Genomic DNA, 26,261 nt, shown 5'->3' with positions numbered 1-26,261 from the left:
AAGGTCGTATGGAGCGCAGTGACGAACTGAAAGAGACACAACGTATTATCCGCCAACAAGTATTGGATACGATAGATGTCGACCGCATAGATACGCTGATCACTAATCGGATGGCATTGTTGCGTGAAATTATCGCCATTGTGCAAAGGATCAGTCAGGCGACGAACCGTTATCTATCAAAGGAAGATACTGAAAAACTCAGCCATGCTATCACAGATGAAATTCTTGGCTTTGGCCCTATGCGTGAACTATTAGAAGATGAAACCGTTAACGATATATTGGTCAATGGCCCAGACAATATCTTTGTAGAACGGCGAGGAAAGTTAGAGAAAACTAAATTAACTTTTCTAGACAATGAGCAGCTCACCGATATCGCGAAACGTTTAGTCGCCCGAGTCGGACGCCGTATTGATGAATCACAGCCATTAGTCGATGCTCGCTTGCATGATGGTAGCCGTTTGAATGTGGTGATCAACCCCATCGCATTAGATGGCACCTCAATTTCAATCCGTAAATTCAGCAAGATCTCTAAAACATTCAAAGACCTGATTAACTACGGCACCCTCGATGAAAAACTGGCCAATCTATTAATTGTGGCCGCGAAGTGCCGGATTAATATTGTTATCTCCGGCGGGACGGGGTCCGGTAAGACAACGTTAATGAATGCCTTATCCCAACATATTTCATTAGATGAACGCATTATTACTTTGGAGGATGCCGCTGAGTTACGGCTATTACAGCCCCATGTCGTTCGGTTGGAAACCAAAATGGCCAGTATCGAAAATACCGGCAAAGTGACAATGCGTAACTTGGTCATTAACGCCTTACGTATGCGTCCTGACCGGATAATCATTGGTGAGTGCCGGGGTGAAGAAACATTTGAAATGCTACAGGCAATGAATACGGGTCATGATGGTTCTATGACCACCTTGCACGCTAACACTCCTCGCGATGCCATTGCCCGTCTGGAAAACATGGTCATGATGGCAGGATTAAGTCTGCCGGTTGAGGTTATTCGCAGAAATATAGCCTCTGCCGTCAATATGATTATCCAAGTCTCACGGATGAATGATGGCAGTAGAAAAATCATGGCCGTTTCTGAAGTCATGGGTATCGAAGGTGAAATGGTGGTTATCCAAGACATCTTCCGTTTTGTGACAGAAAATGCCCGTGACCAGCAAGGTAATATCGTCGGCAAATTTGTCTGTTACGGCCTTTCTCAACGCTCCGTTTTATACACACATGCTCGTCTGATGAATCTGGAACATGTGCTTAAAATGATTTTTGAGGGGACATAATGACTAAGTTGTATGTGTTAATTATGTGCTTTGGCGTACTGATGCTTTATTTAATTGTCAAACGCTGGCAAGCCATGCAAAAAAGTACCTCAATCAATGACGCCAATAGCATGATTAAAGTTATGCTTAAAACGAACCCACAGCAGCAACGTCGGCGTCAATTTGTGCTGGGTGCTCGTGGTTTTATACTCAATTACGTCGATTTATTCCGTCATCGCCAAAGCCGAGTATTAGGCCGTAATATTTTGTTGATGCTAGCAACTGTCGCCATTTGCTTTGCTTTAAACCATTACGTTTTTCACCAAGCCATTTTGGTGGTCCTTCCTGTTAGCATGCTTATTGGGCTGCTTGTGGTCGATAAAGTTGAGAAGACTATTTTACGCAAATCTTTTCAACAAATATTCCCAGAAGCACTGACGGTGATTAATGGCGCGATCAGTTCAGGAAATAGTATCGTACAAGCATTAGCTGATTGTTCACTCATTATGCCAGAGCCATTGGGAGAAGAACTGGGGCGAGTGAGCCGCCGTCTTAATGTAGGGGAGTCTCCTGAAAGGATATTTAAATCCTCCTACCGCCGTTTGCCTTATAAAGAGTACTACTTTTTTACCATTGCTATTCTCGTCAATATGAAAAGTGGGGCAAAACTACGAGAGGTTTTATTACGTTTAGGCAAAACCGTCGCGAATGCCCGTGCTATGGAGAACAAAAAATTAGCCATGACCGCTGAAGCACGTATGTCTTCTAAAATAACAGCGATTATTCCTTTTATTTTTCTCTTTAGCTTGCAGTTTTTAAGCCCAATTAATTATGACTTTATTATGAATGATCCTGAGGGGATAAAAATCCTCTACTATTTTCTCGGTAGCGAGTTTATTGGCATGATGATTGTGCTCTTTTTGATGAGGAAGATATAGCCATGATGATGTCTTTTAGCCTCTTAATGTTATTCGGTATCTGCATCTTTATTTTTCAGCTCATGAAACGTCAACAGCTGACAAGAGCAAAAAATAAAATGGTGGTTTCCATACAAGAAGATAGCACTGACATCCCTGATAATTATCAGAAAATTAATACTAGGACAGAGTCAATCATTGCATCAGGAAATCGTTTTTTATTTTTAGTCCGTGTTTTTGATGAGAAAGGTTTAGGCAAAGTTCTTTTCTCCCTATTTTTAATTGTGCTTGCCATGATGGCTGACGAGTTCCTGAAATTAGAACTTACCAGCAAGGATTTGATGGTCACGTGCTTAATCATTATTATTGCTGTGATTATCATCCCTGGAATCGCACGAAAATATATTGTTAACAGTCGCATAGCCAAGATTGAACAGGATATGCCACTGTTTGTTGACCTCTTGGCTATCTGCGTACAATCCGGTTTAACCATCGAAAGTTCATTAAAATTCTTAGCTGAAAATGTCGGTGATATTAATGATAACTTCGTGCCATTTCTGGATCGTCTCGTCAAGAAAATTGAGGTCAATGGCCTTGAAGCCGGATTAATACACTTACAAAAAGAGTTACCGAGTCGAGAAGTCAGTATGTTGTGTGTCACTTTGCAGCAAAGTCTGCGCTATGGCTCATCAATATATGAATATTTAATGGAGCTTTCTTCCGAAATGCGGGAATTACAACTGCTTAAAACGGAAGAAATCATCGGTAAACTTTCTGCGAAAATGAGTATTCCACTCGTTCTCTTCTTTATGTTCCCGGTCGTTATTATTATTGCCGCGCCGGGAGTTATGCGTGTTATGTCTCAGGGGTAATTTATGTCTTTATTCACACGGATAGTTTTGCTTTCATCTATTGTCTTATTGGCCGCCTGTCAGTCACATTCACCTTCCTATAAATTTGCAGGCAATAGTGATTATCAAGCCAAAGATAGTGCTGAGAAAGAGTATGTTTTACAACAGTCTAAAAATTATAGTGGGCTAATCGAAGTCTACAAAACACGCCTTAAAAACAGCGAGGATAGAAACACACGATTTAGGCTCGCTGAATATTACTATCAAGTGAATGACTATAACTCTTCGGTGCATTACTTATCGCCACTGTTACAAAATGCTCCAGATGAACACGTTTACCTATTACAAGCTAAAAATCTGGCAGCCCAGCGTCAATATAAATCAGCCATTAATTTTATCAATATGGCTATCAATAAGAACCCGAAATCAGGAGAAAGCTATAATACAAAAGGTATTATTATGGCGGAAAATGGGCAGTTAGTCGAAGCAACTAGAGCCTTTGAATCTGCACGTAATCTCTATGTCAAAGATGAAATAATTAATAATAACCTCGCAATGGTTGAAATTTTCTCTCAACGATACGAGTCTGCCGTACGCTATTTACTTCCGCTCTATTTACGCGGTTATAAAGAACAAAATTTAACGCATAATTTAGTCTTTGCATTGCTTAAAAGTGGTGATTATCGCTACGCCAAAGAAATTATCGAGATGGAGAATATGGCTCCTTATCCAGATACCTTGGTCGAAGCACTGGCTGACGTCACCGTTCAGCCTTATTCGCCTAGCACCAGCAATGATAAAGTCGTTGCTATCAATAGCGCAAAAACGACTTCAGCTTCGTTTGTTCCGGCTACACCGACTTTAATGAATACTGGGTCAACGAGCAAAAAACAGTAATTCATTATTTGGCAGGCCCCCACCTGCCATCTCATTTTTGGCAAATTGGTATAATATTTCTCACAGGTAAGCAATGATATGACCTATTTTAAGCTATTTTTTTCATTCATTATCATGGGAATACCTATCCTCGGTTTCACGCAACCCAACCAGGTATTGCTGTTTATTGACTCAAAGAGCATTGGCCAGAACGAACTGGTTGAAAACATTAATCGAGAACTGCAATTTAGCCCGACGTTGAACACAGGTATAGATGTTCAAATCATTGATATTCAAGGTGGGATAGTGCCTCGCTTTAATGCGTTGCGCTACAGAGTTGATACCGATGGGGAATGGGTAGTGAGATACAAACCCCGTAGTTTGCCTTGGTTGATTTGTTCTGCACAAAAGAAATCGTCACAGGGGTTTTCAATATCAAGCCATGATGCTATTCGACGCTGTTTAACTTATTAATTCAAAACTCATAATTCATCATCCTTAACGTTAAAAAATACACGATTAATACTCAATGCGAGATGGTCATCTCTTATCACTAGGTCAGGGTATTGATATATTAATAATATGGCGACAAAATGGTACCTGCCTCACAAATTAGTAAAGTACATGCCTAACTTCTTTTATCTTTGCATCAGCAATGATATTGTCTTTCATGTGACATTATTAGGATTGTAACTGTTCATCAGGCAAAACCTAAGTTTCTGTTTATTAGGCATCAAGCTAAATAGGCGGGTACTTAGGTTTTTTTTTGTTTGTCATTTATGTCACAAGAATGATCGAATGGATATTAATAAGACAACACCGAGGATCTTTACCATGAAAAAAACAATCATTTCCACTATGTTACTGCTGTCCCTATCAGGGGGAGTTCTGGCTGCGGATGACCACTATTTAACCTATGAAAAAACACCGGATAGCTTAAAGTTATTACCGCCGCCACCCTCATTTCTAAGTGTCGATTTTTTGAGAGATAAGGCCTATTACGATGAAGGTAAATCGTTACGCAATACCGTAAGAGGGAAACAAGCTTATGACGATGCTGATGTGAGTAAAGACAGCTTACTGAATAACTTCTCTGAGGCTTTTGGTCTGAAAATTACCAAAGAAAAAACACCTCAAATATATACGTTGATCTCCACCATGAAAGAAGATGCTGGTGAATATGCGACCCGCTCGGCTAAAAAACATTATAACCGCGTTCGTCCATTTGCATTTTTCAATGAGGCAACTTGCCGACCAGAAGATGAGAAACAACTGTCAACAAATGGATCTTATCCCTCTGGGCATACTGCCATTGGCTGGTCCGTCGCACTAGTATTGGCCGAAATCAATCCCGCTCGTCAGGATGAAATTCTTAAGCGTGGTTATGAGCTAGGAGAGAGCCGCGTCATTTGTGGTTACCATTGGCAAAGCGATGTTGATGCCGCACGTATGGTCGCCAGCTCCGTTGTTGCCACCCTGCATACCAATGCTGATTTCGTCTCACAGTTGGCAAAAGCAAAAGAGGAAATGAAGTCAGTCAACCTACAGGCTAACAGTAAGAAATAAAGTGTTCTGTCGTTATTGACGATACTGAAACAAATAGCCGGCGGTGATAAACTTAATCCCACTTTCGTTACAGGCGTGGCATATAAAAACTTTTCATCGTCGGCCATTTTTAAGTCATATGACAAGTTGACTTAATGATCATCGGATTGAATATCAGGCCCAATAAACCAGCGTAGAGAGTTGTTAATACTGCTAAACGTACAATATACCTTCCCTTCTCTTTCCAACGTCAGCAACATAGTGCGTGTCGCATAAATACTTTCATTACATCTGTCTGCTAGTTCCCGTGTTTTCGGCCATGACTCAGGCGGAGGTAATTGTGTTAAGGTATATGCATCATTGCTTGCTGAACATAAGCTCTGCAATTGTGATAGCATCATTTCTTTTCTAGCACGATATTTCTTAGATTCATTTTTCATTTTATTTTAATAATAGAGGTTAATTAATCCAATAGCAGGAGTGATGAATCGTCGTTCAAACTAATCCTGCTCAATAGAGATTGGATCAATGGCGCATTGAATGGCTAATGTCGGTACCGAAGAAATCAAATTTCTTTATTGCTTGTTTCTTATCTCTCGTTCTCCCTGTCATTTTTTTAAACCTATAACATAATAGGTTTCGATCAATTATTCTGTCAAATTGATTTTTGAAAGTTCTAAACACCATCAAAAACAATAGCAACGGAATATTAGTCCAATTTATTTTTTCGAGCGATTCTATAGGTCGCTTACTTACCAATTAATAGTGTGATACTTCAGATTTTACCGATAAGGCAGTCTAACTCCCGCCATTATTTAAAATAAAACCCATTGAGAAAAATAGATTTGAGTCACATTAACTCACTGTGTGATAACCTGATATTAACAAAACAAAAAAACATAGCGGCAGATGACAATGTGCGATTTGTGGTCTCTTGATTTTCACGTAGACTATAATTCTCAAAATATTATATCCATCCAGTTGATATTCTCGTAATGGAATATCAACTGGATGGTGGTAAAAATAATGAGAAATATCTCATTAATTAAGCTCAGGTATATGGCTTAATCAATTTATGATGAATGATGATTTTATTTCATCGATATAGGGTCCCTCATCGGGGCCCTGTATCCATTTTACGCGCAGAATCATCAAGGTAAGACGGGGGTGAAAGTGACCCCAAGACTCCAATTAGCATTGTTATTCAGTGTGGCAACCACAGTCGACATCCCTGGGTTAGTACTGGTTAACGTTGCCGTCGCAATTCCATCCGTGCCCGTCGTGCCAATCACGGTGGTCACACTTGCACCGTTATTGGCACTGAATGTGACGCTCTGACCCGCCACTGGATTACCGCCAGCATCGGTGACGATAGCTTGCACACTATTCGTCGCCGTGTTGTTAGCTGGTGCATTATCGGCGGTGACTCTCAGATTCGCAGCGGTGATCGTTGCCGTATGACTATCAGCAATAAACTGGGTATTGACCGTTGTGCTGGTGCCATTGACCGTGGCGGTCACGGCAGTCGTTCCAACGGTGCTGTTGGTTAACGTTGCTGTCGCAATCCCATTCACGCCAGTCGTGCCAATCACGGTGGTCACACTTGCACCGTTATTGGCACTGAATGTGACGCTCTGACCCGCCACTGGATTACCGCTAGCATCGGTGACGATAGCTTGCACACTATTCGTCGCCGTGTTGTTAGCTGGTGCATTATCGGAAGTAACCGTTAAATTCGCTGCGGTGATCGTTGCCGTATGACTATCAGCAATAAACTGGGTATTGATCGTTGTGCTGGTACCATTGACCGTGGCGGTCACGGCAGTCGTTCCAACGGTGCTGTTGGTTAACGTTGCTGTCGCAATCCCATTCACGCCAGTCGTGCCAATCACGGTAGTCACACTTGCACCGTTATTGGCACTGAATGTGACGCTCTGACCCGCCACTGGATTACCGCCAGCATCGGTGACAATAGCTTGCACACTATTCGTCGCCGTGTTGTTAGCTGGTGCATTATCGGAAGTAACCGTTAAATTCGCCGCGGTGATACTCACCGAACCGGCTAAAACCGTCACTTGCATTGTCACAGGCCGCGACACATTGCCTTGTTTATCATAAGCCACCGCACTCAACACATAGGTATTACTGCCAGAGCTTGTTAACTGATACGGCGGTAATTTTATTTCCGCCGACTGCAAAGATGTCATGGAAAGGCCGCCGCCCACAGAGCTCAAAGCAGCATAGTCCCACTCGATACGATCAAGCGCATGCTTGCTAGAAACCTGTGCAATGACGGCGACACGTGTTCCTGCGTCACCACTTATTTGCTCTGGAAGCGACAGGCTAATTACGTCCTGTTTTTGGTAATCCAAGACAATATTATTGTTACGTTCAACCAAGTCATAACGGCTGCTCGCCAATTGACGAGTTGATGCGACCGCTGACGGATTTATCTGGGACTGCCATGATTCACCCAGACGATAGTTCAATTGCAGATTAAAGCTGCTGTCATTGTGACTGCCTTTGCCTGCGCGATGCTCCACGCCAACAGTGACTAATGGGATAGGGGTGTAATTTACACCGGCAGTAATCGCATCAGGATTTTTCTGGCGATCATCTTTGCCAAACAAAGCAACATCATCACCCCGATACTTTTCATACATCAGTTTACCGCCCAGCTGCGGGTGAGAGGGGAGATAAGCTTCCGCCCGAATATCATAACCGTTGGCTGGACGTTCATTGTCATCAGAAAAATCTCGTGACTGATGCCAATCAGTCAGCGCGAAATAGCTGTTAGCCGATAACTTCAAGTAATCAGTCCAAGCTTCAGCACCCAGCCCAACTCTGCGGTTCTTGCCTGTGATGTCATTATCAAGAAAAGTATTCATGCCATACATCCAGTTATTCTGGAAGGTACGAACACCAATACCGACATTGACCGTATTGCGGCTATTTTTATTCCGAGCACCTAATTGAGTAAAAAGTAATGATTTCTGTCCGTCAGCTAATGGCAACAACACATCGGCAGCGCTACCATCTAATTTAAAATCATTATTGACATTGATCTGCACCTTTGCGGTGCCGAATTGGCTCAACCATTGCTGAGCAGAACGATTAAGTTCATTGTTAGCCGTCGAACGAGCCATCTGCTGCACTGATTTTGCAGTATTCTCGTCCGATAAGAGAGTTGCGCTATCAGCAACATAACGCGCTATTTTTGTTTCTGCTGATTTCACCGAATTATTGTCTACCGAGAATGGCGAACGCTGGCGTGGGACATCAATTTCATCCCCAGCAGTTAATGCAGTAAAAGGTTTGGAGAAAGTACGGTGATGATTTATTTTTTTTAGTTCATCGACTGACAGACCGTATTTTTTTGATAGGGTATCGACATTTTCATTAGTCTTTAGAATATAAGTTTCTGTCGCAATGTTTACTTCAATAATGTTGCCTGTGGCAGCAGTTGAAATAGAAGCAGCAATAGCAGGTGAAAATGACAAGCTTAAAGGAAAAAGTAATTGTAATAAAAGCGTAACCCAACCCATGACTCTGAGTTTTTGTTGTGGTGAATAACAAGCCACAAGCTTGAGTTGAGGGGGCGTTTTGTGCGCTTTCATCCAGAATATGTGACGCATTTATCTATACCTCATGAATGCCTGGTGTATTTTACAGGTATTATTATGAGGTAATTCTTATTTTAACTATCTAGGCGCCCTCTTGAATTTTGTAGGAATTTTCTTGTTGTAATAATATTCCTTCATTAACGGGTGATTATATTAAGTAAGATAAAAATGCAGTTCAGATAAAATAACGAAAACTAAAAGTAATAAAAATAATTGCGTAACAATTACCTCCAACTCACACAAACAAAACAACAAATCAATAACAATTTATTCGATATAACGCCCTATTCCACCTGATCAAACGCCGCCTTATGGTCGCGTTTGATCAGGCGTCATGACTGTGGCATGAATCCTCAACCTCAAATTCAGACTCACACACCCGAATTACATCTGCTTAATGGCTTCTGTTCTTAGCGGTAGCGGGTCAACCGCTTGCTCAGCCTGAATTTCTTTCCTGACATTAAGAATACCGATTTTGAAGTGATGGTACCGGGTGGTACATTGCGGCCAAACAATGGCGGTATCATTGGCCCCAGTGCGGTCTCTTTTGTGGAAGGATTCCGTGCTGACTATCTGATCACCAGTATGGGGGCAATTGACCCCGACGGCAGTCTATTAGAATTTGATGTCAACGAAGCCAGAGTAGTGAAAGCGATGATGGCTCATGCTCGCCATATCTTGTTAGCCGCAGACCACACCAAGTTCCACGCGTCCGCAGCCGTTGAGATTGGTAATGTGGCACGCGCAACGGCCCTGTTTACCAATGCTCCCACCCACTCAATTAGCCGAGATACTGCAACAGCAGCAGGTAGAAGTGGTGATTGCGCCATTACCGAATACAAGTATTAGCCCCACGCTGAACAACGGCACGGGGGCGTCTTAGAGTCGCCGTTTAGGGTATCCGGCATCGCGATTGGCGCAATGCCGGAATGGCTATGGCTATGGCTGCGACATCCCCTCCGTCCCTGATGTGAGTTTCTGCCTGATTAGCAATTGCACTGATCTCTTTTCTGCTTATCTCGATTTAAGCACGAGTACAGGTATAGACCACTCATTTGCTAGATTAAAACCAGTATAAAACCCCAGAATAAATTAGGCTTGGACGATAAATAAGGATATTTATTGCAATACAAAATTTGTGGGTATTAAACGACTGGTAAAAACGAATAGAAACACTAGATTTAATATTGTAACGCGAGAGCACAAAAATCACGCAGGAAATAATTAGCAGACTATAAATAAAGTCAGACTGAATACATTAAATCACTCAGGTAATCTCAATGGATTAATCATAGTCCATCGAATACAGATTATTAATATTGCCCGACACTCAGCTTCAATTATTTATTGTCAAAACTACTCTGGCCGTAGACATAAAGCGGCACAACAATTTTAGGTAAATTAATGCTATAGCCATTTCAGGGTCGAGTTTAATGACTCGGAGGTTCTATCTCATCTATTACCACTGCATTGCTTAATAAAGAAAGATAATATTCTTTAATAATAACATCGAATTTCGTCATTAATATAAACCCGATAATTTTTATCGATAAATACAGCACTTAATATCTGATTCAATCTTGTTTGAGGAATTATGCTATGAATCTATTTCGCCCAGCATTAGGCCCTATTGTCGGCCACACAACTGATAGTTCCTGCCGTTTATGGATTGCCGCTTACGATACGCAAGATGAGAATGATACATCCGCCAATATCCGGAGCATCGGAGTCCTCGGTGTTGTGGGAAGTGATAACAAAGTGGCTAAAGAGAATATTTATTATTTTCGTCTACACCGAAAATACCATCGCACGGGTACATTTAATCTCGGCAAAGACATCACTTTGTGGGCCACAGAAGAAGAGAAGCTACAACTTAAATCATTCTCTCTTAAGCCTGATACCACCTATCAAGTTCGTATGGCTTATCTGGAAGTCAGCCTCAATACAGAAGAAGAAGAGGAAGATGATAGTGATACTAGTGAGCAAGTAGTCCAATATTTGCCACCCGTCAGTGTCTGGGCTGATCAACTCAATCGCGATGATATTGGCCCTGTCTATGTTGTTGCTGATTTTAAAACTCAACCGAAGAGTGGCAATAAGAGAGTTCCACTCAATTTTATATTCGGTTCATGCAGGAACAATTGGTTCAATGGCCTTCCATTTAAGAAAAAAGACTCTGATAAAATATTCAAATACATTTATCAGGATCACGCCAGTGCTAATTTTATCTTAATGGTGGGTGACCAAATCTATGCTGACTCACTGTGGAAAGCAGCGGTTTTCAAAGCAGATACCTACAAAGAGTTTGATGAGGCTTATCATGAGGCATACCGCACACCACATTTTAGAGCCTTGACCTCACACATCCCTGTTTACATGATCCTTGACGATCATGAAATAGAGGATAACTGGACACAGGACAATATAGACAGCCCACAAACACTCGCGAATTATTTGGGGTTTAAAAGCAATAGCCGATACCTATTTAACTGCGCCATCAGCGCCTACCGTAGTTATCAGTGGGTACACGGACCACACTTCGAAGACAGCTATATTAACAAAACCAGAGATGACTTAATCGGCAAAGATAGATTCCTTGCTCAATCGAAAGCACAAAATCTATTTTATGACTTTAATTGCTGTGGCTACCCCTTCTTTGTATTGGATACCCGTACTAGTCGGTTTAAAAACTCAGCTGCTAGCCCAGCAGAAGATGATAGAAATATTTTTAACAACCATTTACTCGGTCGCCCTTCACTCAGTGCCGCCGAGCCAAATCAATTAGATCGTTTGTGTGCTTGGTTAATACATATGCAGAAAGATTACGGTAATCGCCCCAAATTTATCGTTTCTTCCGGTGTTTTTGTGCCTAACGGTGTGGATACTGCGGGCACAACGACATATGCCATGCGCCAAAAAGATAAAAGTGACAGCTGGAGTGCCTTTCCTCAAACGCGCAATGAAGTTCTGAAGACCATTATTAAAAATAAAATCAAAAATGTTATTTTCCTCTCCGGTGATATCCACTGTACTAATATCGCGAACCTAGAAATCGTCGATACTTCAGGCAGCACAATACAGGCGTGGTCGGTGACCTCATCGCCTTTTTATTGGCCTTACGACATTATCGATGGCAACACCTTCGACTATATTCATGACTCACAGGATCCCAGAACCAAAGATGAATTCACTGTATACGAAACACTGACCAGTAACCCTCCTGCGGGTTCTGAATTAGGGACCATGAATTACACCAGTTGGGCCTATACACAGCAGAACAACTTCGCCAGTGTGAATATAGATCCCTTGAATGCCACATTAGTGATTCAGTTTTTTAATGAGGAGGGCAAGCCTTTCATACTGGAAAAACGTTCGAAGGATGTGAATACTAAGCCAGAAATCATTCAGTTAGAAAAGTGGTAATAATGAAACCCACCATGCGTAGCCTATGCCTTGTGGCTATCATTTTGTTGGGTGGGTGTCTATCTAAATCAGAGGTGGGTGCCCACCCTCTCTGGTCTGCTAAAAATGCCGACTTCGCATTATTGATGTCATTCAGTTTCCCCGAATCAATCGAGACGGCGGCTTATTGGCCGCCAACCGCATGGGTTTCATCGATCAAGGGCAGATAACTTTTTATGGTACAGAGGCAGTTAAAGTGCCGGGCAAATCTGTGCTATTGGTCATTTTACCCATAACAAAAGCCAGATTAGCCGCGGCGACCAAAGAAGCAGCATGGGCATCGGTGCTCATCTGCTGCGCATTCAGTAAGCCATTGGCCGCCTCATTGGCAACCGTAATCGTTCCGACCCCATTGCGATAGGATTCCAGCGCGGCGTCATAGGTGATAAAGGACGTTTTCACGAGATTAAGTGCCGCCTGATTCGACTCCAGCGCAGAGCGTAAGGTATCTGCCGCCACCACAATTTCCCGTACAGCCAGCTCCTGCGTTTTCTTAAATCCTTCAGCTGCCACCGCTGCGCGGGACTCGGCTTCTTTAACCCGCGCTGCACGTATCCCACCGTCGTAAAGCGGTACACTGACACCCAATAAAATGCTGGATGATGACGTCTGCGGGCTGATGCCCGGCAAGCCCTGAATATCAAAACGCCCATCCCCACCTGCAACCGCCCCCGCCAGATAAACTTTTGGCAGAAAATCAGCTTCGGCAGCTTTGATGCCCGCTTTTGCCGCTTCGGCTGCCGCATAGCTGGCTAAGACATCTGGCCGTTGGGAAAGCGCTAAACGAATCATTTTTTCCGTCGGTGGACTGGCTACATCCGGCAAAGCGCGGTCCTCGGCATAAGCGACGTTGATCGCCAATGTCGGGGACACCCCCATCGCACTCAGTAAGGCTTGATAGGCATCACGTTCAGTGCCTTTTGTCATGACGCGGCGCAATTCAGACTGTGCTACCTGTTGGCGGGCCAGCGCCACTTCGACGGTTGTCGCAATGCCATTTTTCCGGCGCTCCTCGGCAGCATCTTGGATTTTTAGGCTATTTTTCAGCGTTTCTTCGGCTATTTTCCGCTGATTTTGCGCTGCACCATATTGGAAGTAAGTACGGGTCACGTCATAAATCACTTTCTGATGCATGCCATTGAAGGTCACGTTGGAGGCATAAGAGATGTGTTTTGCCGCATCCAGCAATGCGCTGCGTTGCCCAAAATCAAAGATAAGCCATTGCAGTGCTAAGGCAGGTACAACAGCACTGCCGCTGGTTTTCAGATCCTTTTCATTGCCGATGGCATAAGGTAACGGCGTCGTCGTACTTTGGTAACCGCCAATCACACTGGCTGAAATGATCGGTAAAAAGATAGCCTCGCCCATTCCGACCGCCAATGCAGCTTGCCGTGCTTGCTGCCAAGCAATACGGGTATCAGGATTTTGGTTCTGGGCAATATCAATCAACTCAGGTAATGAATAACGATGTTCACTTTTGATTGAGAGGGGCTGCGCCAATTCTGCCACCAGCGGATTCGGTGGAACCGAAAAATTACCGCCCACCATCGATGCCCCCGTGTTCGCATTCGGTGCCCAAGGTTCAGCATAAGACGGGGGAGCGAGATCCAAGCGATCGGTGGCACAACCTGCGATCAGCATGCTCAACCCCAATACCGAACAAGTCAGGCTTATTTTGGCTATCCGAGCCTTCAATATCGCGTGCGTCATCATGTCCTCAAATTCCCAGAAGTTTCTCTAACCGCTTAATACGTTGTTGAAGAGTAAGATCATTCGGCGATAACGCATGCCGTTGAGATTCACTGTTCTGCTCTTGTTCGCCAGAAAATATCATCGCCTCGCTGCTTGCTGAAAGGCGACGTAACTGCTCAATATCAGAGGCTGATTTCGCCGTCGGTAGAAATAGCAAGGGGCACAATTTATTCATTTCTGACAGTATGGCCAGTAGCCGTGCACACTCTTCTCGCGAGGGACGTAATTGTGCTGGCTCAAAGGGAACCAGTGCCAACTCTTCTTGTGCGCGATTAATTTCGTCTTCAACGGCAGTGGCTTCTCTTAAGGCTGCGGGCCGTGCTGCGGGAGATAATGCCGCTAAATTTGTCAGTCTTTCCAAGGCATGACGAATATGTATCCGCACCGAATCAACAATCGCCACCGGCCACAATCGCGTAAAGATCAGATACACCACGAGGTTACCCAACAAAATACCGAGCACCCTATCGAGCGCAACGCCCATATCCGTGCTCGGACCAAAACCTTGCAACACCGTCAACAGGAAAGCCAAACCGACCTGTACACCGGCATAGGCAATACGTTCGTTACCGCATGACACCCAAGCCGCCAATAGAATGCAACCAAACACCAGTGCCATCAATTGCCCAATGTCATTGAGATGCGGAACGATGAAAATGATCGCCAGCACCCCCATCAGTGCACCGATTAAGCAGCCAATGATCCGTAAAACAAGTTTATGAACAGTCTCACCGGTCGTTCCCAGTGCCGCCACATAGCAGGTGATCATGGCGGTATGAATGTCCTGCCAATCCAAGGCGGTATAAACCAAGTAGCAAATCAGCGCAGCTGCCGTGGTTTTCAGTGCAAAACGCTGATGGACGGGGTTAGTCAGGGCATCAGCAGCAAAGAAGGTCGATTTTGGGGCATCCAAATCTTGCCCGACCTCTGCATTCGCCAGTGCGATCAGTGCATTTTTGATCTCATCGATATCATCGTTCGGTTCCTCAGTCACAAAGTGAGGGAGAACGGTCTGTTGGCCGTCAGCCACCGCTTGTGCAGCATCACGACAGTAAGCCGCTAACTCGAGGCGCGCCGCCTCTGGTGTGTTAGGGGTAAGCGCCGAGGTGGCTAACAATAACCGATAACTGTTTTTTACCGCACTCTCCAGCCAGTGTGCCTCGGCAGAGGGGCGTAAATGAAAAATACGCACAAAAAGCGCACGTTGCTGATGCTCATTTTGCCCTTCTTGTAGCAATTCACGCACACGGGCCAAATTCGCCGCGTCAGGATGCTGTAATGCTTCGGCAGCCGCGCAGAGCCGCTCAGATAAACTGGCGCGTAATAATGTTTGGGGCTTGCGGCCAAGGAAAAGGTTAAAACCAATGATCAATAGCATCGGGGCGACGGCCATTAACCAAGCATACAGCAGCCCTCGCGTGGCAACTTCGCCCATCGGAATATCGCTGATCAGCGTCATCACAAAGGCGATAACCAGCGCAATAATACTCCCTACGGGGCCAAGCTTGCTGGCAGAACCGAGGTAAAGAAACAAAAATGAGCTAATGATTAAGGCGGCCATGCGCAATGGCGCAGCCTCTAAGGTGAAATGAATCAGCAGAAACACCAGCCCAACGACCAGCGACACCAGAATGGTAATCGCTATTGCCATTACCATGCTCTCTACGCCATCGGGCTTCATCACGAAAATAATCAGATAGCAGCTAATCGCCGATTCTGGGATGCCATAAATCATGGCCACCATAGCCATTAATGCACAGAGCGCAGCCACCCGCCAAGCCATCGCCACTCGACCGGGAAAATAGGCTAAATCCGCTCTTGCCTGACGGAGGATACCGCCAAGCGTACCGTCAGCAACCGTCGTCATTTCGCACGATAACCACAGCAGTCGCCCCAACTCGCATCAGGTCCTCCGGCGGTTTTTCCAGACTAATTCTGACGGGGAAACGCTGAACGACACGCACCCAATTCAATGATTTTGGGACATAAGGCAAGCCGCGAGGGATATTGAGCATATCCTCTGAGCTCACTCCCCAGCCTATCCCCTCAACCCGCCCCTGAATCGGGCGTTGCCTGTCTGCCATCGCATACACGGTAGCGCAATCGCCCACTTTAATATTCTTCAATTCGGTTTCACGGAAGAATGCCGAAGCATGCCAATGTTCAGTGTTGATCAGTGTGAAAATAGCCTGATCAGGGGCCACAAACTCCCCAACGGAAACAGTCAGCCCCACGACCCGACCATCATGAGCCGCACGTATTTGTGTGTTCGCCAGTTCCCGCTCGGCTATCGCCAGCGCTGAGCGCCGTGCAGCCACCAGTGCTTCAGAAGCCGCGGTGCTACTGACCAAAGCTTCTGCCGCAAATGACTGTTTCAATGCTTGTTTTAGGCTAACTTCCGCATCGTGTTTCGCCGTGGCCGCATCATCGACTTGCTGTGCTGTCACATAGCCTTTCGGGAGCAGCGGTTGTAACCGCGCTAATGTCTGAGTCGCTAGCTTGAGATTGGCCTGCGCTCTGACAATCTGTTCATTGGTGATCGCGGCATTGGATTGCTCGGCAACCACGGTTCGTTGCTGAGTATCACGAGCAGCCTCCGCCATTTTCAACTCAGCTTGGGCCTGTTCGACTTGAAGGCGATAGAGATCCGGTTCAATGGAGAACAGCAGATCGCCGCGTCGAACCTTGCTGTTTTCTTCGACGTTAATCGAAACAATACGGCCAGGAACTGAACTGGAAACATGTACCACGCTGGCCCCTAACTCCGCATCCTCAGATAAAGGATTGAGTGTGGTCTGCCGCACTGACAGCCAACCCAATATCACTGCCGCAAAAATGATAATCCCAGCGACAATGAGCGCCAGTTGACGTTTACGCCCACTGCCTTGTTGTTTATTCATATTCATCATTCATCGCGCAAATAGTAATAGGGAACAGATAAATGCCACAGCAAGCGCTAGGCAAACATACACAAATAGCCGCCATGGCAGATGGTCATCAATACCTATGCGAATAAAGACAACACGCGCAATCACCGCCGTGATGATCCCGATAAAAGCGCAAGCCATCCAAGACGGGAAATAGGACCCCACCAACGAAAACAAAGGGGCTTCCACCCCCGAACATCCGCTCAGTGCAATCGCTAGCAACAGAACCCATGACCCACGCCATGGATTCCGTTTGACGAGACTTAAAAATGTGCAGAAAAAACCTTGTTGCTTCCTGAGGGAAGTCATATTACTCATTGAACGACCTCAATTAATACCTGACACCCCAACAGAAAATCAGGTTTGCCCCTTTTAGTCACGATTACAGCTCGCTTCCTAAGGTATTTTTGAAAATTTGCCCATCTTTCATAATGACCTTAAATGCTTTCTCAGGCTGGGCAATCAGTTGGATATCTTCCAATGGGTTGCCTTCCACCAAAATCAAATCAGCCAGCGCGCCTTTCTCCACCACCCCTAACTTACCGGGATAAGGATTTCTCGGGCCGGATAACGCACAAAGTTCAGCGTTAACACTGGTTGCCATTCTGAGAACGTCAATTGGTGCATACCAGCGAGTCAGTTTGGCTAATTGCGCCCCCTGCCGAGTGGCTAGCCGCGCATCAAACAGCGTGTCAGTTCCCCACGCGGTCTTGATATTATATTTTTTCGCTAAGCCGTAAGCCGTGTCAGTCCCGGCAACCATTTGGAGCTGCTTCGCGCGTGAAGCTGGCGTAGGAGTTGGCACGGCATCCTCATCATCGAGGAAGGGTTGCAGGCTCCACCAGATATTTTTATCTGCCATTAACTGAACGGTTTCTTCATCCACTAATTGGCCGTGCTCAATACACTTCACGCCACCTTTAATGGCCATGGTCACGGCACGCGCGGTATAGGCGTGGACGGTGACATAGGTCCCCCAGTTTTCAGCCGCTGTCACTGCCGCTTGTATCTCAGGCACGGAACCTTCAGTCACGTCGATGGAGTCATACATGGAGGACACACCACCGCCCGCCATATATTTGAGCTGCGATGCTCCGCGCATCAATTGTTCTCTGGCACGTAGCAACACCTGATCCACGCCATCAGCAATCGCAGTCATTCCCACCCGCTCGGCATAGCTCAGAGGATCGGAAGGGGTATGGGGCAATTCGCCAATTAAGCGAAAATCACCGTGCCCGCCGGTTTGGGTAATAAAAGCCCCCGAAGGGAAAATACGTGGCCCTTTGGCAATATGCTCATCAATCGCCCGCTTCAATCCAAAAACGGGCCCGCCCATGTCGCGTACTGTGGTGAACCCGCGCAGCAATGTGGCATCGGCTTCTGCAATGGCCAGTGCTTGAATGTAGTTAAAATCTGCCGTCATGGCGGTCATCATTGAGGGGCGAGCCATAATGGCGTGCCAGTGTGCATCAATCAGACCCGGCATCAACACACCGCCCTGACCGTCAATCACTTCCACATCCGCCGACAACGGCGCATCTGCCGGTTCGACCGATGAAATCTTATTACCTTCCACTAATACGCGTAGCCCATCTCGCAAATTGTCCGAAACACCATCAAAAACGCGGACATTAATAAATGCCTTCACGTGCACCGCATTGGCGGCAATATCTTTATTTTGTGATTTTGCGCTCGGGACGGCCGCCGCAACAGTCGCCGCAGTAATCGGGGCGGCTTTAGCTGCTTTCTGAGAAAATACCGTATTAATACGCCTAAACGCAGGACTTTGGCAGAGGCAAGCTTCGCTGTGTGTATGGGGATGCTTAATTAATGGCATGTGAGGCATAGAGCTCTCCTTTATGAACAGTTCCCCCCGGTTCAATAATCAGAGGGCCGCGAACGCAATCATAGAGCGAGTCATTATTATAGTTGCTACTGCAAAATGTAAATGAATTAAATTGGCTCTTGTGGTCAGTAATTATCGACAGAAAAATCAGCTATCGCCACTATTATTCGGCGTATAAACCTGTGTAATGCGTTTTGATTGAGGTGGTGACGATAACATTAATTTAACGTTTGTTATTCTTGAGCACTGACATAAGAAAAATTTTATAAAAGAAGAAATGGTGACAGAGGTTATTTCTCTGAAACAGCGGTTCCTGTCTCAAGAACAACATCAATTCGAGGAGATGGGTGAAGCTAGGAAGTTGAAAAATATAGATAAATGCATAGCATGATTATAGTAAACAGATATTACTATCACTTTATTTTACTTTCAGAACACAGAAGCTAAATAGCGCAATATCGGTTAAATCAAAGACTCACTCACTTTATTAACCCATTTCGTATAATTTGTTTTCGCGGCATCTAAAAATAGATAGTATCACTCAGCATTTTGCTCACTTTAACGACTGACTAAAACTGCGCTCAGGTATTTATATTAATTTTATTGACTAATGTATTATCTTATTAGGATGAATTTTTCACATGAACGGGATCATCAAACTTAGTATTGCTTCACTGCTATCACTCTCTCTTTTCCCTGCTTATGCACAAAATATCAATATTGATGTTCTGAGTGCGACAGTAAAAGACGAAAAAATTTCGGATGCCAATATTTTATTACAGCGCAATGGTGGGCAAACATTAACTGCCACCACGAATGTGAGCGGTAGTGCACAAGTCAATAGCCCCTCTGCGGACAATAGCGACAATTTACTGATTATAAAAAAAGAAGGTTATTCAACGTTGGTCGTTAAATGCCCTTGTGATGGCATGTCTTATGCTCTTAGCCCAATAATGAAAGGGTTAGATAGCATTCGTGTGGTATTGACTTGGGGAGCGACACCTAAGGATCTTGATTCACATATGGTCTACCCAAATAACCATATCTATTTCAGCCAAAAGACAGGGGAAGAAGGTAACCTCGACGTCGATGATACCGACAGCTTTGGCCCTGAAACCGTGACCTTAAATAAAAAGCTTAATGGTCAGGATTATGTTTATGCCGTTCATGATTTCAGTGACGGAGACAACCCTAATACCCCGAATCTTTCGGCTAGTCAGGCAAAGGTCTTTGTCTATGTAGGTGAGTCGTTAGTACGTACTTACTATGTCCCTACCGGCAAAATCGGCAACCTTTGGACTGTCTTCAAAATAAATAAAACCGGTGACATTGAAGATATTAACGAATTCACGGGTATGAATACTGAAGCATCGAGTGTCGCCAATAAATTGCAACCTTGGTTGGGCAATGCCGCGGTCGTTTCTCACGCCTCTCTTAACTCGGCCGATATTGAGCAGGTTAAGAACTTGAATTTACAGGGTGAAAAAGCCTATCAGGATAAGAATTTAGAATTAGCGATATCGCTCTTCACGCAAGCCATCAATATTGATGCTGAAAATGGCAAAGCCTACGGCAATCTTGGGTTGGTTTATCAAAAAGCGGGGAGAACTGCGGAGGCTATTTGGGCAAATCGTAAAGCTATCGCATTAGCCAGTGGGCCAAAAGCGGCCACTATTCGTGCAGGCGCTAACTATAATATTGCGCGCATCTATGAAGCCGCAGGCCAAAATGCAGATGCACTGCGTTATTACCAATTAGCAAAAACGGAAAAGAATAATCCTGTTTATGATACTGCCATTGAGCGTGTTAGCCATAAATAAGCGATTAGTCATCAATAAACAATTAGCCAGCCACCAATAAGTCACGACGAATAAAGGAAAGCTGGCGTTAATCATGACGATACTTCTATCCCCCACATATTATCAGTGGGGGATATTGGCTAACGCTGATATTCATTGTGTATTAGAGGTTGAAGTCAGCAACGCATATCGATTGAGTAACTGGGTAAACCGGCTGTCTATCTGTTGGCGCAATACCGAGGGCGGTGTTTTTCCTGCATCAGATTGTACCTGATACTGATGCAGTAATTCCTCTAGCGGCAATGCCTGTGTCAGCGGTTGCTGAATAGCAAAAACAACAGACTTAAGTTCAGAGACCGTCATATAACGCCCCTTTTTCTCATCCAATCCATTTAGGCGTTCAGCAAGTTGACGCAAACGTTCTTGTGCCAACGCATAATGTTTCAGTTCAGCTAAGGGCGCAGCGCCTGATTCTCTCTGCTGTTGCCATAGCGTACTGAGTTGCTTCACTTCCTGACTGGCTGGCCATACTTGTTGCGCTTGCGCTAACACCGCATCCCCTCGTGTCTGCGCCCACAGTGGGGGTAACACCGCCAATTGATCCAACTGCGAAGCGGTAGCTTGTAACACCGGTTCGGCCATGCGCGCCAATCGGGCATCGGAAGTCTGCTTTTTCAGCTCTTCGATGGTGTTTGCCGTCAGTGGCGCAGATAAAGGGCTGGCATTGGCCAGTAATGCTTCCTGCACCGGATTCGATGACATCGATTGCCAGACATAAAAACTGGCCGTTAGCCCAACTGCCATCACCACTAAACCAGCGACAAAACCTTGCCGAGCATTCCAACGCGGGGGCGGAGGTGGCGGCAGCGCCACTTGCACACGGGGGATGGCTGGCTCGCTAACAATATAAACGAGCGGTTCGTTGTTCACGATAGGTGGGAGTGTGGGTTCGGGCTGGGCGATTGGCTGTGTCGAGCTAATGACTTGCCGTGTCGGCAGGGTCAAGCGATCAGAGGTCTCAACTGCTGCCTCGGCGCTTTCCAAACGCAGTGCGGCGTTATGCAACATCAAGCGCACGCCGTCTAACTTACTCAGATGCTTCAGCTCCAACGTTTGCAACTGCGTACACAACTGTTCTAACGCCCGCTCAGCCCGGTAAACCTGCGCTAAATCACCGTAGCACAAGGTCATGGTACGCCAGACTTGCTGCAACCGGTCACTCAACCAAGCCAGTAGTTCGACCCGCGCATGCGTTTGTGGCGGCCACAAGGTGCTCCACTGATGTGAGAGCAAACCAGCCAGCAGTTCAACTCCCTCACACAACCCCGCAATACCGGCTATGTGCGTCCGCGCGAGTGTAAAATCAACGGTCGTTTGTAATTCAACGCCGTTTTGGCGAAACAGCGCCAGACAGAGCTGCTCAACCCGCCCCCAGTCAACATCAGGGCGAGCAGGATGATGTAACTTACCGATTTCGTTCCGTAAAGCGCTGAATTCAGCAAAATGACGCGGGTCGCCACCGGTTTTCAGCGTGCGTTCAGAGAGATGTGTCATGTCGATAACTCAAGAGTAAAAAATGAAGGCACCTAAGTGTGATTACACGGAGGCTCGGGGATCAAGGTACTGCTGCTGTTTCATATGCCTGATAAGTACTCGTCCTTCTGGCATAAACGCCGTGCCATATCGCACCAGCCCAACGCCTTTCAGCTCGGCATCAATGGCATATCGCAATTCACCGGGAATACCTTGTTCCAGAATCACGACATTGATGCTCTTGAGCCGCGGCTCATATTTCAGCAACACATTCGAAAGGGTATCGATCAGTTGATGCGCCGAACCGGGCATGCCTTGCAAGATTTTGGTCATATCAGGCAGGCCGAAATCGGGGAGGTGACTGAGCGTACCGGCGCGACAATTAAGAATACGTTGCATGTTGTCGAGCACCGAGAGGATCTCCTGATTGGCTTCGCTTAACTGATGAAGATCGAGACCACCCGCTAAGTTACCGAACAACATTTCATAAAGAGATGGCTGGGGCATATGACTAATCCTTCAAGGGCAAAAGAGTCATCCCATGGTGATTCAGCTCAATCTGACGAGCCTTATCGGGATCGAGGTCATCACGGCTCAACACCACTCGCCAAGTATTGTTAGCAATATCGGGTGCCAGAAACATGCCCGCGACCGCCACATACTCCGCTTTATCATCCAGCGGAACATCAATGGACACGGCAGCGCCTGGACGAATACGGATGTCTTTTTCGGCAATCAAATCGGCTTTGATGGCTTGGCTATCCTCGGCAAATAAAGAGGGATAATCGGTACCATCAAAAGTGCTACGATCTTTGAGTTGATAAATACGTACTACTGTCGCCAGCGGGATACCTGTCGCATTGTTGTTAACCGCGTCCCGCGCTTTGATATCCAGATGCAGTATTTTCACCTGCTTATAAAAAATGGATTTTGTCACGGCGACAGTACCGTCACTGACTTTCTGGGTCAGTCCACACCCGCTTAGGGTGGATATCATGACCAGCATCAGCAATGAAAAATGTGTTTTACCAGCGATAGTCGCCATGTTCATCGGTTTCCCTTCGGTGAAAATTTTCCTGAACTCGCTGATAGCGGCCCAGATTAATCGTGATTAATTCGGTGTTGGTTTGCGTCATTGACATAGCACGCGATGTTCGCATTACTGCCGTTCTACCTAATAGGATCCCCGTTTTTTTGGGTTGGCAGGAAAGTTGGGCATCAGGTAGAAGCGCACGTAACACCGTGAGTTGTAATCGCACATGCAGTCGAGACCCCAAATACACATGCAGTAGTGCCAATAAATCCGTGTGTAACTGCCCGTCGGGTTGCCACTCTCTGGCTTCATCGGGGTTATCCGTCTTTAATTTCAGCAAGACCTGACTGTTAACATCCACCGCATGACTGCCCATCACTGGGCTACTCCTCATGCTGACGGGGCGACGCGCACTCATCGTTAGAGGGTTACGTAAGGGTATACGGCAACGGTCATGGGCTATCACATGGGCCTCTGTTTCCGGCGCCAGTAATTGAACCAGTGCAATAATGCCTTCGCTCGTCCGTGTGGGCAGGCGCATCATGCCAGTCAGTGCCAGAAAGCGAGATACCGGCGTGGCGATATTCTGTGCACACCCCTCAATACCCAGACCACAAAGGCTTAGCAGGTACTGAGAGGTTTTATCCGTACCTCCGGGAGAAAAACTGGCTGGATAGGAGTACTTACGCCAAATGCGATAATACTGAGTCGTCAGTCGGTGATTGAAAATATCCAGAAAGTCACTGACTGCCTCATACCCTTCTCGGCGCTGGGTAATATCGTCGATATACGCCGTGGGCAGCGGCGACTCCACGCCATACAGCCCCAGGAAGGTGGTGCGAATGGTCGGTGGCAGATGTGCATGTTCGGGTATTTCCACCCGCTTAAACTCACTCGCCGGAAACCCCATGCCCGGATGAGGACGAAAACGAACGGGATCGTGTCTCACCTGCCAGTGGCTACCTAATAGAGGGGCATCCGGCTGGCTTTGCTCCAGTAACTGGCAGAAGCGATAAAACTGGGTATACGGCAGTTTATCCCACAGTTTTTCGATTAGCCGGGCAGACGCTGATTGTGGTTCTCTTTCCATCGGATACATTTCCCAACAGGCTGAACGATAAGGGTAAGCTGATTGAACAAATGGATGTCAGCGTAAAGCGCAAAGAAGCGATTGAGCATCTCTCCGAACAGATAAATGTCACCTTCGCCGGTAAAACCGTTACCATCAAGCGTCACTTCAATGTCGATACCCCGTAGCAGAAAGCCTTTTTCAAAGCGCTGAGTCTGGTGATGTTGCACGTGCTGAATAGCATCAAGACGGCGATTATTCAGTTCATCACCCTGCCAGTTGTACAGCTCCAGCGTTCCACGCAGCACTTGTGCACTGCTCATCAAATTGAGGTAGCTTGAACCCAGATGGCTCAGTACCCGCCACTGAAAGTGATCTTCCGCTGGAGGATAAGACGGTAGTGTAGGCTTGCAGAGATTGCGTACTTTCAGCGGTGTTTGTAATACCGCCTCGCAACGGTCTAACAATGTGCTTTGTAACGCTTTGCGCGGTAGTTGACCATTGGTACCGGTAATCTTAAGTGAGACTGCCTCGCGGGTGAACATTCTGTCCGCCTCCCACTGCTGGCCCCCAAGAATAAGCCAAGTATCGTGCAGCCCAGTGACGCCCCTTTTCACCCGAGTGTGGAAATAGCGTTCCGGTGCATGGCGTCTCTGCATCCCGCCGCGATGGCGGAAACTGGTAAAAGGAACATAGGTGGCATCAGATGTCCGTTGCGAACCGGTCACCGAGTCCACGGAGTAAATCTCGGTATGTCCATCCTGTAAACGGCGCGGGCGTAGCATATACTCACTTTCCAGCCCATTGATGGTCAGTGGGTCAGCTTCCAGAGAGAATAGGTTAACGACCGGCACGCAATGTAGCTGAAGTGCATCATCTCTTACCTGCAAATCACTTTGCCATTGGCAGTCAAACACAACTTCGATATCAAACCAGGTCATGCCCGCAGGCAACGTAACTGCTTCCAGTCCGTTCAGATGCACGAACATAAATTTTTCGCGGAAAGTGAAATATTCCAGCAACAATTGATAACCACTGAAGGCGCTATCGCCTTTTGGCCACAGCAGATCTTCATCTGCAAAGCCGCCGGGTGAAAACCAGCCATCCAGTTTTATTCGGTCAGTCTGATTGGGCAGGCGCAAATAAAGTGCTGCCTGACGTCGGGTCAGCGCCAGATGTAACGCACTACTGACCGGTGCGTCTCCCGCCAGATAAAAGCACAGACGACGTAAATCCACCTGCGACCAGTCCGTCTGTGAGCTGCATGCCAGTCGAAGACGCAACACCGAACGGCCATCCGGTTCCGTTGCCATCACCACGGTTGAGACGGAAAGTGGGTTGAGTACCATATCGCGGGTGGTTCGGTACTGGCAGACCGTATTTTTCGGCCCGATTGGGCGAGAGTAGACTTCCATTCCTGCAGGCACCGTTTCGGCTATTTTCATCGCCGGAACATCTGGGGTCAGCGAGACAATGGACAGCGAAGGAATAGTGCGAAGGTAATGCGGCCAGAGCATGCTCACCAACCCTTCGGTGAACTCCGGCAGGTCGTCATCGATTTTTTCACGCAGTCGCCCCATGGAGAAGGCAAAACCTTCAAACAGACGTTCCACATAAGGGTCCGGCGTACCGGGCTTATCCAGATCTAACATGGCCGCCCGATCAGGGTGAGTTTGGGCAAACTCTTTAGCGGCATCGCGCAGATAGCGCATTTCGACGTCGTAATAACGCAGGGTAAGGTCTTTCATCGT

The 26,261-nt window shown here is 46.2% G+C and carries 20 protein-coding genes and 1 pseudogene; 9 read left to right on the top strand and 12 right to left on the bottom strand.

The window, feature by feature from the left end:
• Positions 1–8: 8 nt before the first annotated feature.
• From DA391_RS03605 to DA391_RS03580, 6 genes are all read left to right on the top strand, one after another.
• Positions 9–1,298: a CpaF family protein gene (locus DA391_RS03605; protein WP_050083729.1), complete on the top strand. Its 1,290-nt coding sequence runs from the start codon at positions 9–11 to the stop codon at positions 1,296–1,298.
• On the top strand, positions 1,298–2,215 hold the full coding sequence (locus tag DA391_RS03600; RefSeq protein WP_050286758.1) for a type II secretion system F family protein: 918 nt from the start codon (positions 1,298–1,300) through the stop codon (positions 2,213–2,215). The genes DA391_RS03605 and DA391_RS03600 overlap by 1 nt, the downstream gene beginning before the upstream one ends.
• Positions 2,216–2,217: 2 nt before the next feature.
• Positions 2,218–3,066: a type II secretion system F family protein gene (locus DA391_RS03595; RefSeq protein WP_050083727.1), complete on the top strand. Its 849-nt coding sequence runs from the start codon at positions 2,218–2,220 to the stop codon at positions 3,064–3,066.
• 3 nt (positions 3,067–3,069) lie between these two features.
• A complete protein-coding gene (locus tag DA391_RS03590) occupies positions 3,070–3,942 on the top strand; it encodes a tetratricopeptide repeat protein (protein WP_050874013.1) in 873 nt (290 codons plus the stop codon).
• A gap of 78 nt (positions 3,943–4,020) precedes the next feature.
• The gene (locus DA391_RS03585; RefSeq protein ID WP_050874015.1) at positions 4,021–4,395 is read left to right on the top strand and encodes a hypothetical protein; all 375 of its coding nucleotides are present in this window, start codon (positions 4,021–4,023) and stop codon (positions 4,393–4,395) included.
• Positions 4,396–4,779: 384 nt separating this feature from the next.
• Positions 4,780–5,487 (top strand): acid phosphatase, encoded by a 708-nt coding sequence (locus DA391_RS03580; RefSeq protein WP_226720693.1) that lies wholly within the window; start codon positions 4,780–4,782, stop codon positions 5,485–5,487.
• A gap of 131 nt (positions 5,488–5,618) precedes the next feature.
• Here DA391_RS03580 and DA391_RS03575 read toward each other — a convergent pair whose 3' ends face one another.
• Complete coding sequence (locus DA391_RS03575) at positions 5,619–5,864, bottom strand: FaeA/PapI family transcriptional regulator (RefSeq protein WP_409945050.1); 246 nt, start codon at positions 5,862–5,864, stop codon at positions 5,619–5,621.
• 753 nt (positions 5,865–6,617) lie between these two features.
• Positions 6,618–9,011: a YrIlm family inverse autotransporter adhesin gene (gene yrIlm, locus DA391_RS03570; RefSeq protein WP_430980866.1), complete on the bottom strand. Its 2,394-nt coding sequence runs from the start codon at positions 9,009–9,011 to the stop codon at positions 6,618–6,620.
• A 540-nt stretch (positions 9,012–9,551) separates the two neighbouring features.
• Here yrIlm and DA391_RS03565 point away from each other — a divergent pair.
• Both DA391_RS03565 and DA391_RS03560 read left to right on the top strand, forming a co-directional pair.
• Positions 9,552–9,972 (top strand): annotated as a pseudogene (locus DA391_RS03565) (DeoR family transcriptional regulator); the annotation flags it as partial.
• A gap of 716 nt (positions 9,973–10,688) precedes the next feature.
• Positions 10,689–12,512: an alkaline phosphatase D family protein gene (locus tag DA391_RS03560; RefSeq protein WP_050083656.1), complete on the top strand. Its 1,824-nt coding sequence runs from the start codon at positions 10,689–10,691 to the stop codon at positions 12,510–12,512.
• A gap of 213 nt (positions 12,513–12,725) precedes the next feature.
• On the opposite strand, the gene DA391_RS03550 is transcribed toward DA391_RS03560, so the two are convergent.
• The 5 genes from DA391_RS03550 to DA391_RS03530 all read right to left on the bottom strand — a co-directional run bounded on the left by DA391_RS03550 (position 12,726) and on the right by DA391_RS03530 (position 19,076).
• Entirely contained in the window at positions 12,726–14,264 is a 1,539-nt protein-coding gene (locus DA391_RS03550) for a TolC family protein (RefSeq protein WP_050083654.1), read from the bottom strand.
• A gap of 4 nt (positions 14,265–14,268) precedes the next feature.
• On the bottom strand, positions 14,269–16,170 hold the full coding sequence (locus DA391_RS03545; protein WP_167398159.1) for an FUSC family protein: 1,902 nt from the start codon (positions 16,168–16,170) through the stop codon (positions 14,269–14,271).
• Complete coding sequence (gene mdtN, locus DA391_RS03540) at positions 16,154–17,203, bottom strand: multidrug transporter subunit MdtN (RefSeq protein ID WP_019211883.1); 1,050 nt, start codon at positions 17,201–17,203, stop codon at positions 16,154–16,156. The genes DA391_RS03545 and mdtN overlap by 17 nt, the downstream gene beginning before the upstream one ends.
• Positions 17,204–17,212: 9 nt before the next feature.
• A complete protein-coding gene (locus DA391_RS03535; protein WP_050083652.1) occupies positions 17,213–17,548 on the bottom strand; it encodes a YtcA family lipoprotein in 336 nt (111 codons plus the stop codon).
• Positions 17,549–17,612: 64 nt separating this feature from the next.
• Complete coding sequence (locus tag DA391_RS03530) at positions 17,613–19,076, bottom strand: metal-dependent hydrolase family protein (protein WP_049607755.1); 1,464 nt, start codon at positions 19,074–19,076, stop codon at positions 17,613–17,615.
• A gap of 641 nt (positions 19,077–19,717) precedes the next feature.
• Between DA391_RS03530 and DA391_RS03525 the strand changes: the two genes are divergently transcribed.
• Positions 19,718–20,896: a tetratricopeptide repeat protein gene (locus tag DA391_RS03525; protein ID WP_108087382.1), complete on the top strand. Its 1,179-nt coding sequence runs from the start codon at positions 19,718–19,720 to the stop codon at positions 20,894–20,896.
• A gap of 132 nt (positions 20,897–21,028) precedes the next feature.
• Here DA391_RS03525 and DA391_RS03520 read toward each other — a convergent pair whose 3' ends face one another.
• Genes DA391_RS03520 through tssF form a run of 5 tightly spaced genes read right to left on the bottom strand, consistent with a single transcriptional unit; the run spans position 21,029 to position 26,258 of the window.
• Entirely contained in the window at positions 21,029–22,429 is a 1,401-nt protein-coding gene (locus tag DA391_RS03520; RefSeq protein ID WP_098904952.1) for a VasL domain-containing protein, read from the bottom strand.
• 42 nt (positions 22,430–22,471) lie between these two features.
• Positions 22,472–22,915 (bottom strand): type VI secretion system baseplate subunit TssE, encoded by a 444-nt coding sequence (tssE, locus tag DA391_RS03515; RefSeq protein WP_049607751.1) that lies wholly within the window; start codon positions 22,913–22,915, stop codon positions 22,472–22,474.
• A 4-nt stretch (positions 22,916–22,919) separates the two neighbouring features.
• Positions 22,920–23,453 (bottom strand): type VI secretion system lipoprotein TssJ, encoded by a 534-nt coding sequence (gene tssJ, locus DA391_RS03510; RefSeq protein ID WP_276308728.1) that lies wholly within the window; start codon positions 23,451–23,453, stop codon positions 22,920–22,922.
• Positions 23,434–24,531, bottom strand: coding sequence for a type VI secretion system baseplate subunit TssG (tssG, locus tag DA391_RS03505; protein ID WP_172986889.1), 1,098 nt, complete (start codon positions 24,529–24,531; stop codon positions 23,434–23,436). Before tssG ends, tssJ begins: the two co-directional genes overlap by 20 nt.
• Positions 24,495–26,258 (bottom strand): type VI secretion system baseplate subunit TssF, encoded by a 1,764-nt coding sequence (gene tssF / locus DA391_RS03500; RefSeq protein WP_108087381.1) that lies wholly within the window; start codon positions 26,256–26,258, stop codon positions 24,495–24,497. The genes tssG and tssF overlap by 37 nt, the downstream gene beginning before the upstream one ends.
• Between the last annotated feature and the right edge of the window lie 3 nt (positions 26,259–26,261).

This window comes from Yersinia massiliensis (assembly GCF_003048255.1).
Taxonomy (GTDB): Bacteria; Pseudomonadota; Gammaproteobacteria; order Enterobacterales; family Enterobacteriaceae; genus Yersinia; species Yersinia massiliensis_A.
Note: the sequence above shows the minus strand (reverse complement) of the source record. Positions and strands in the feature narration are given on the sequence as shown.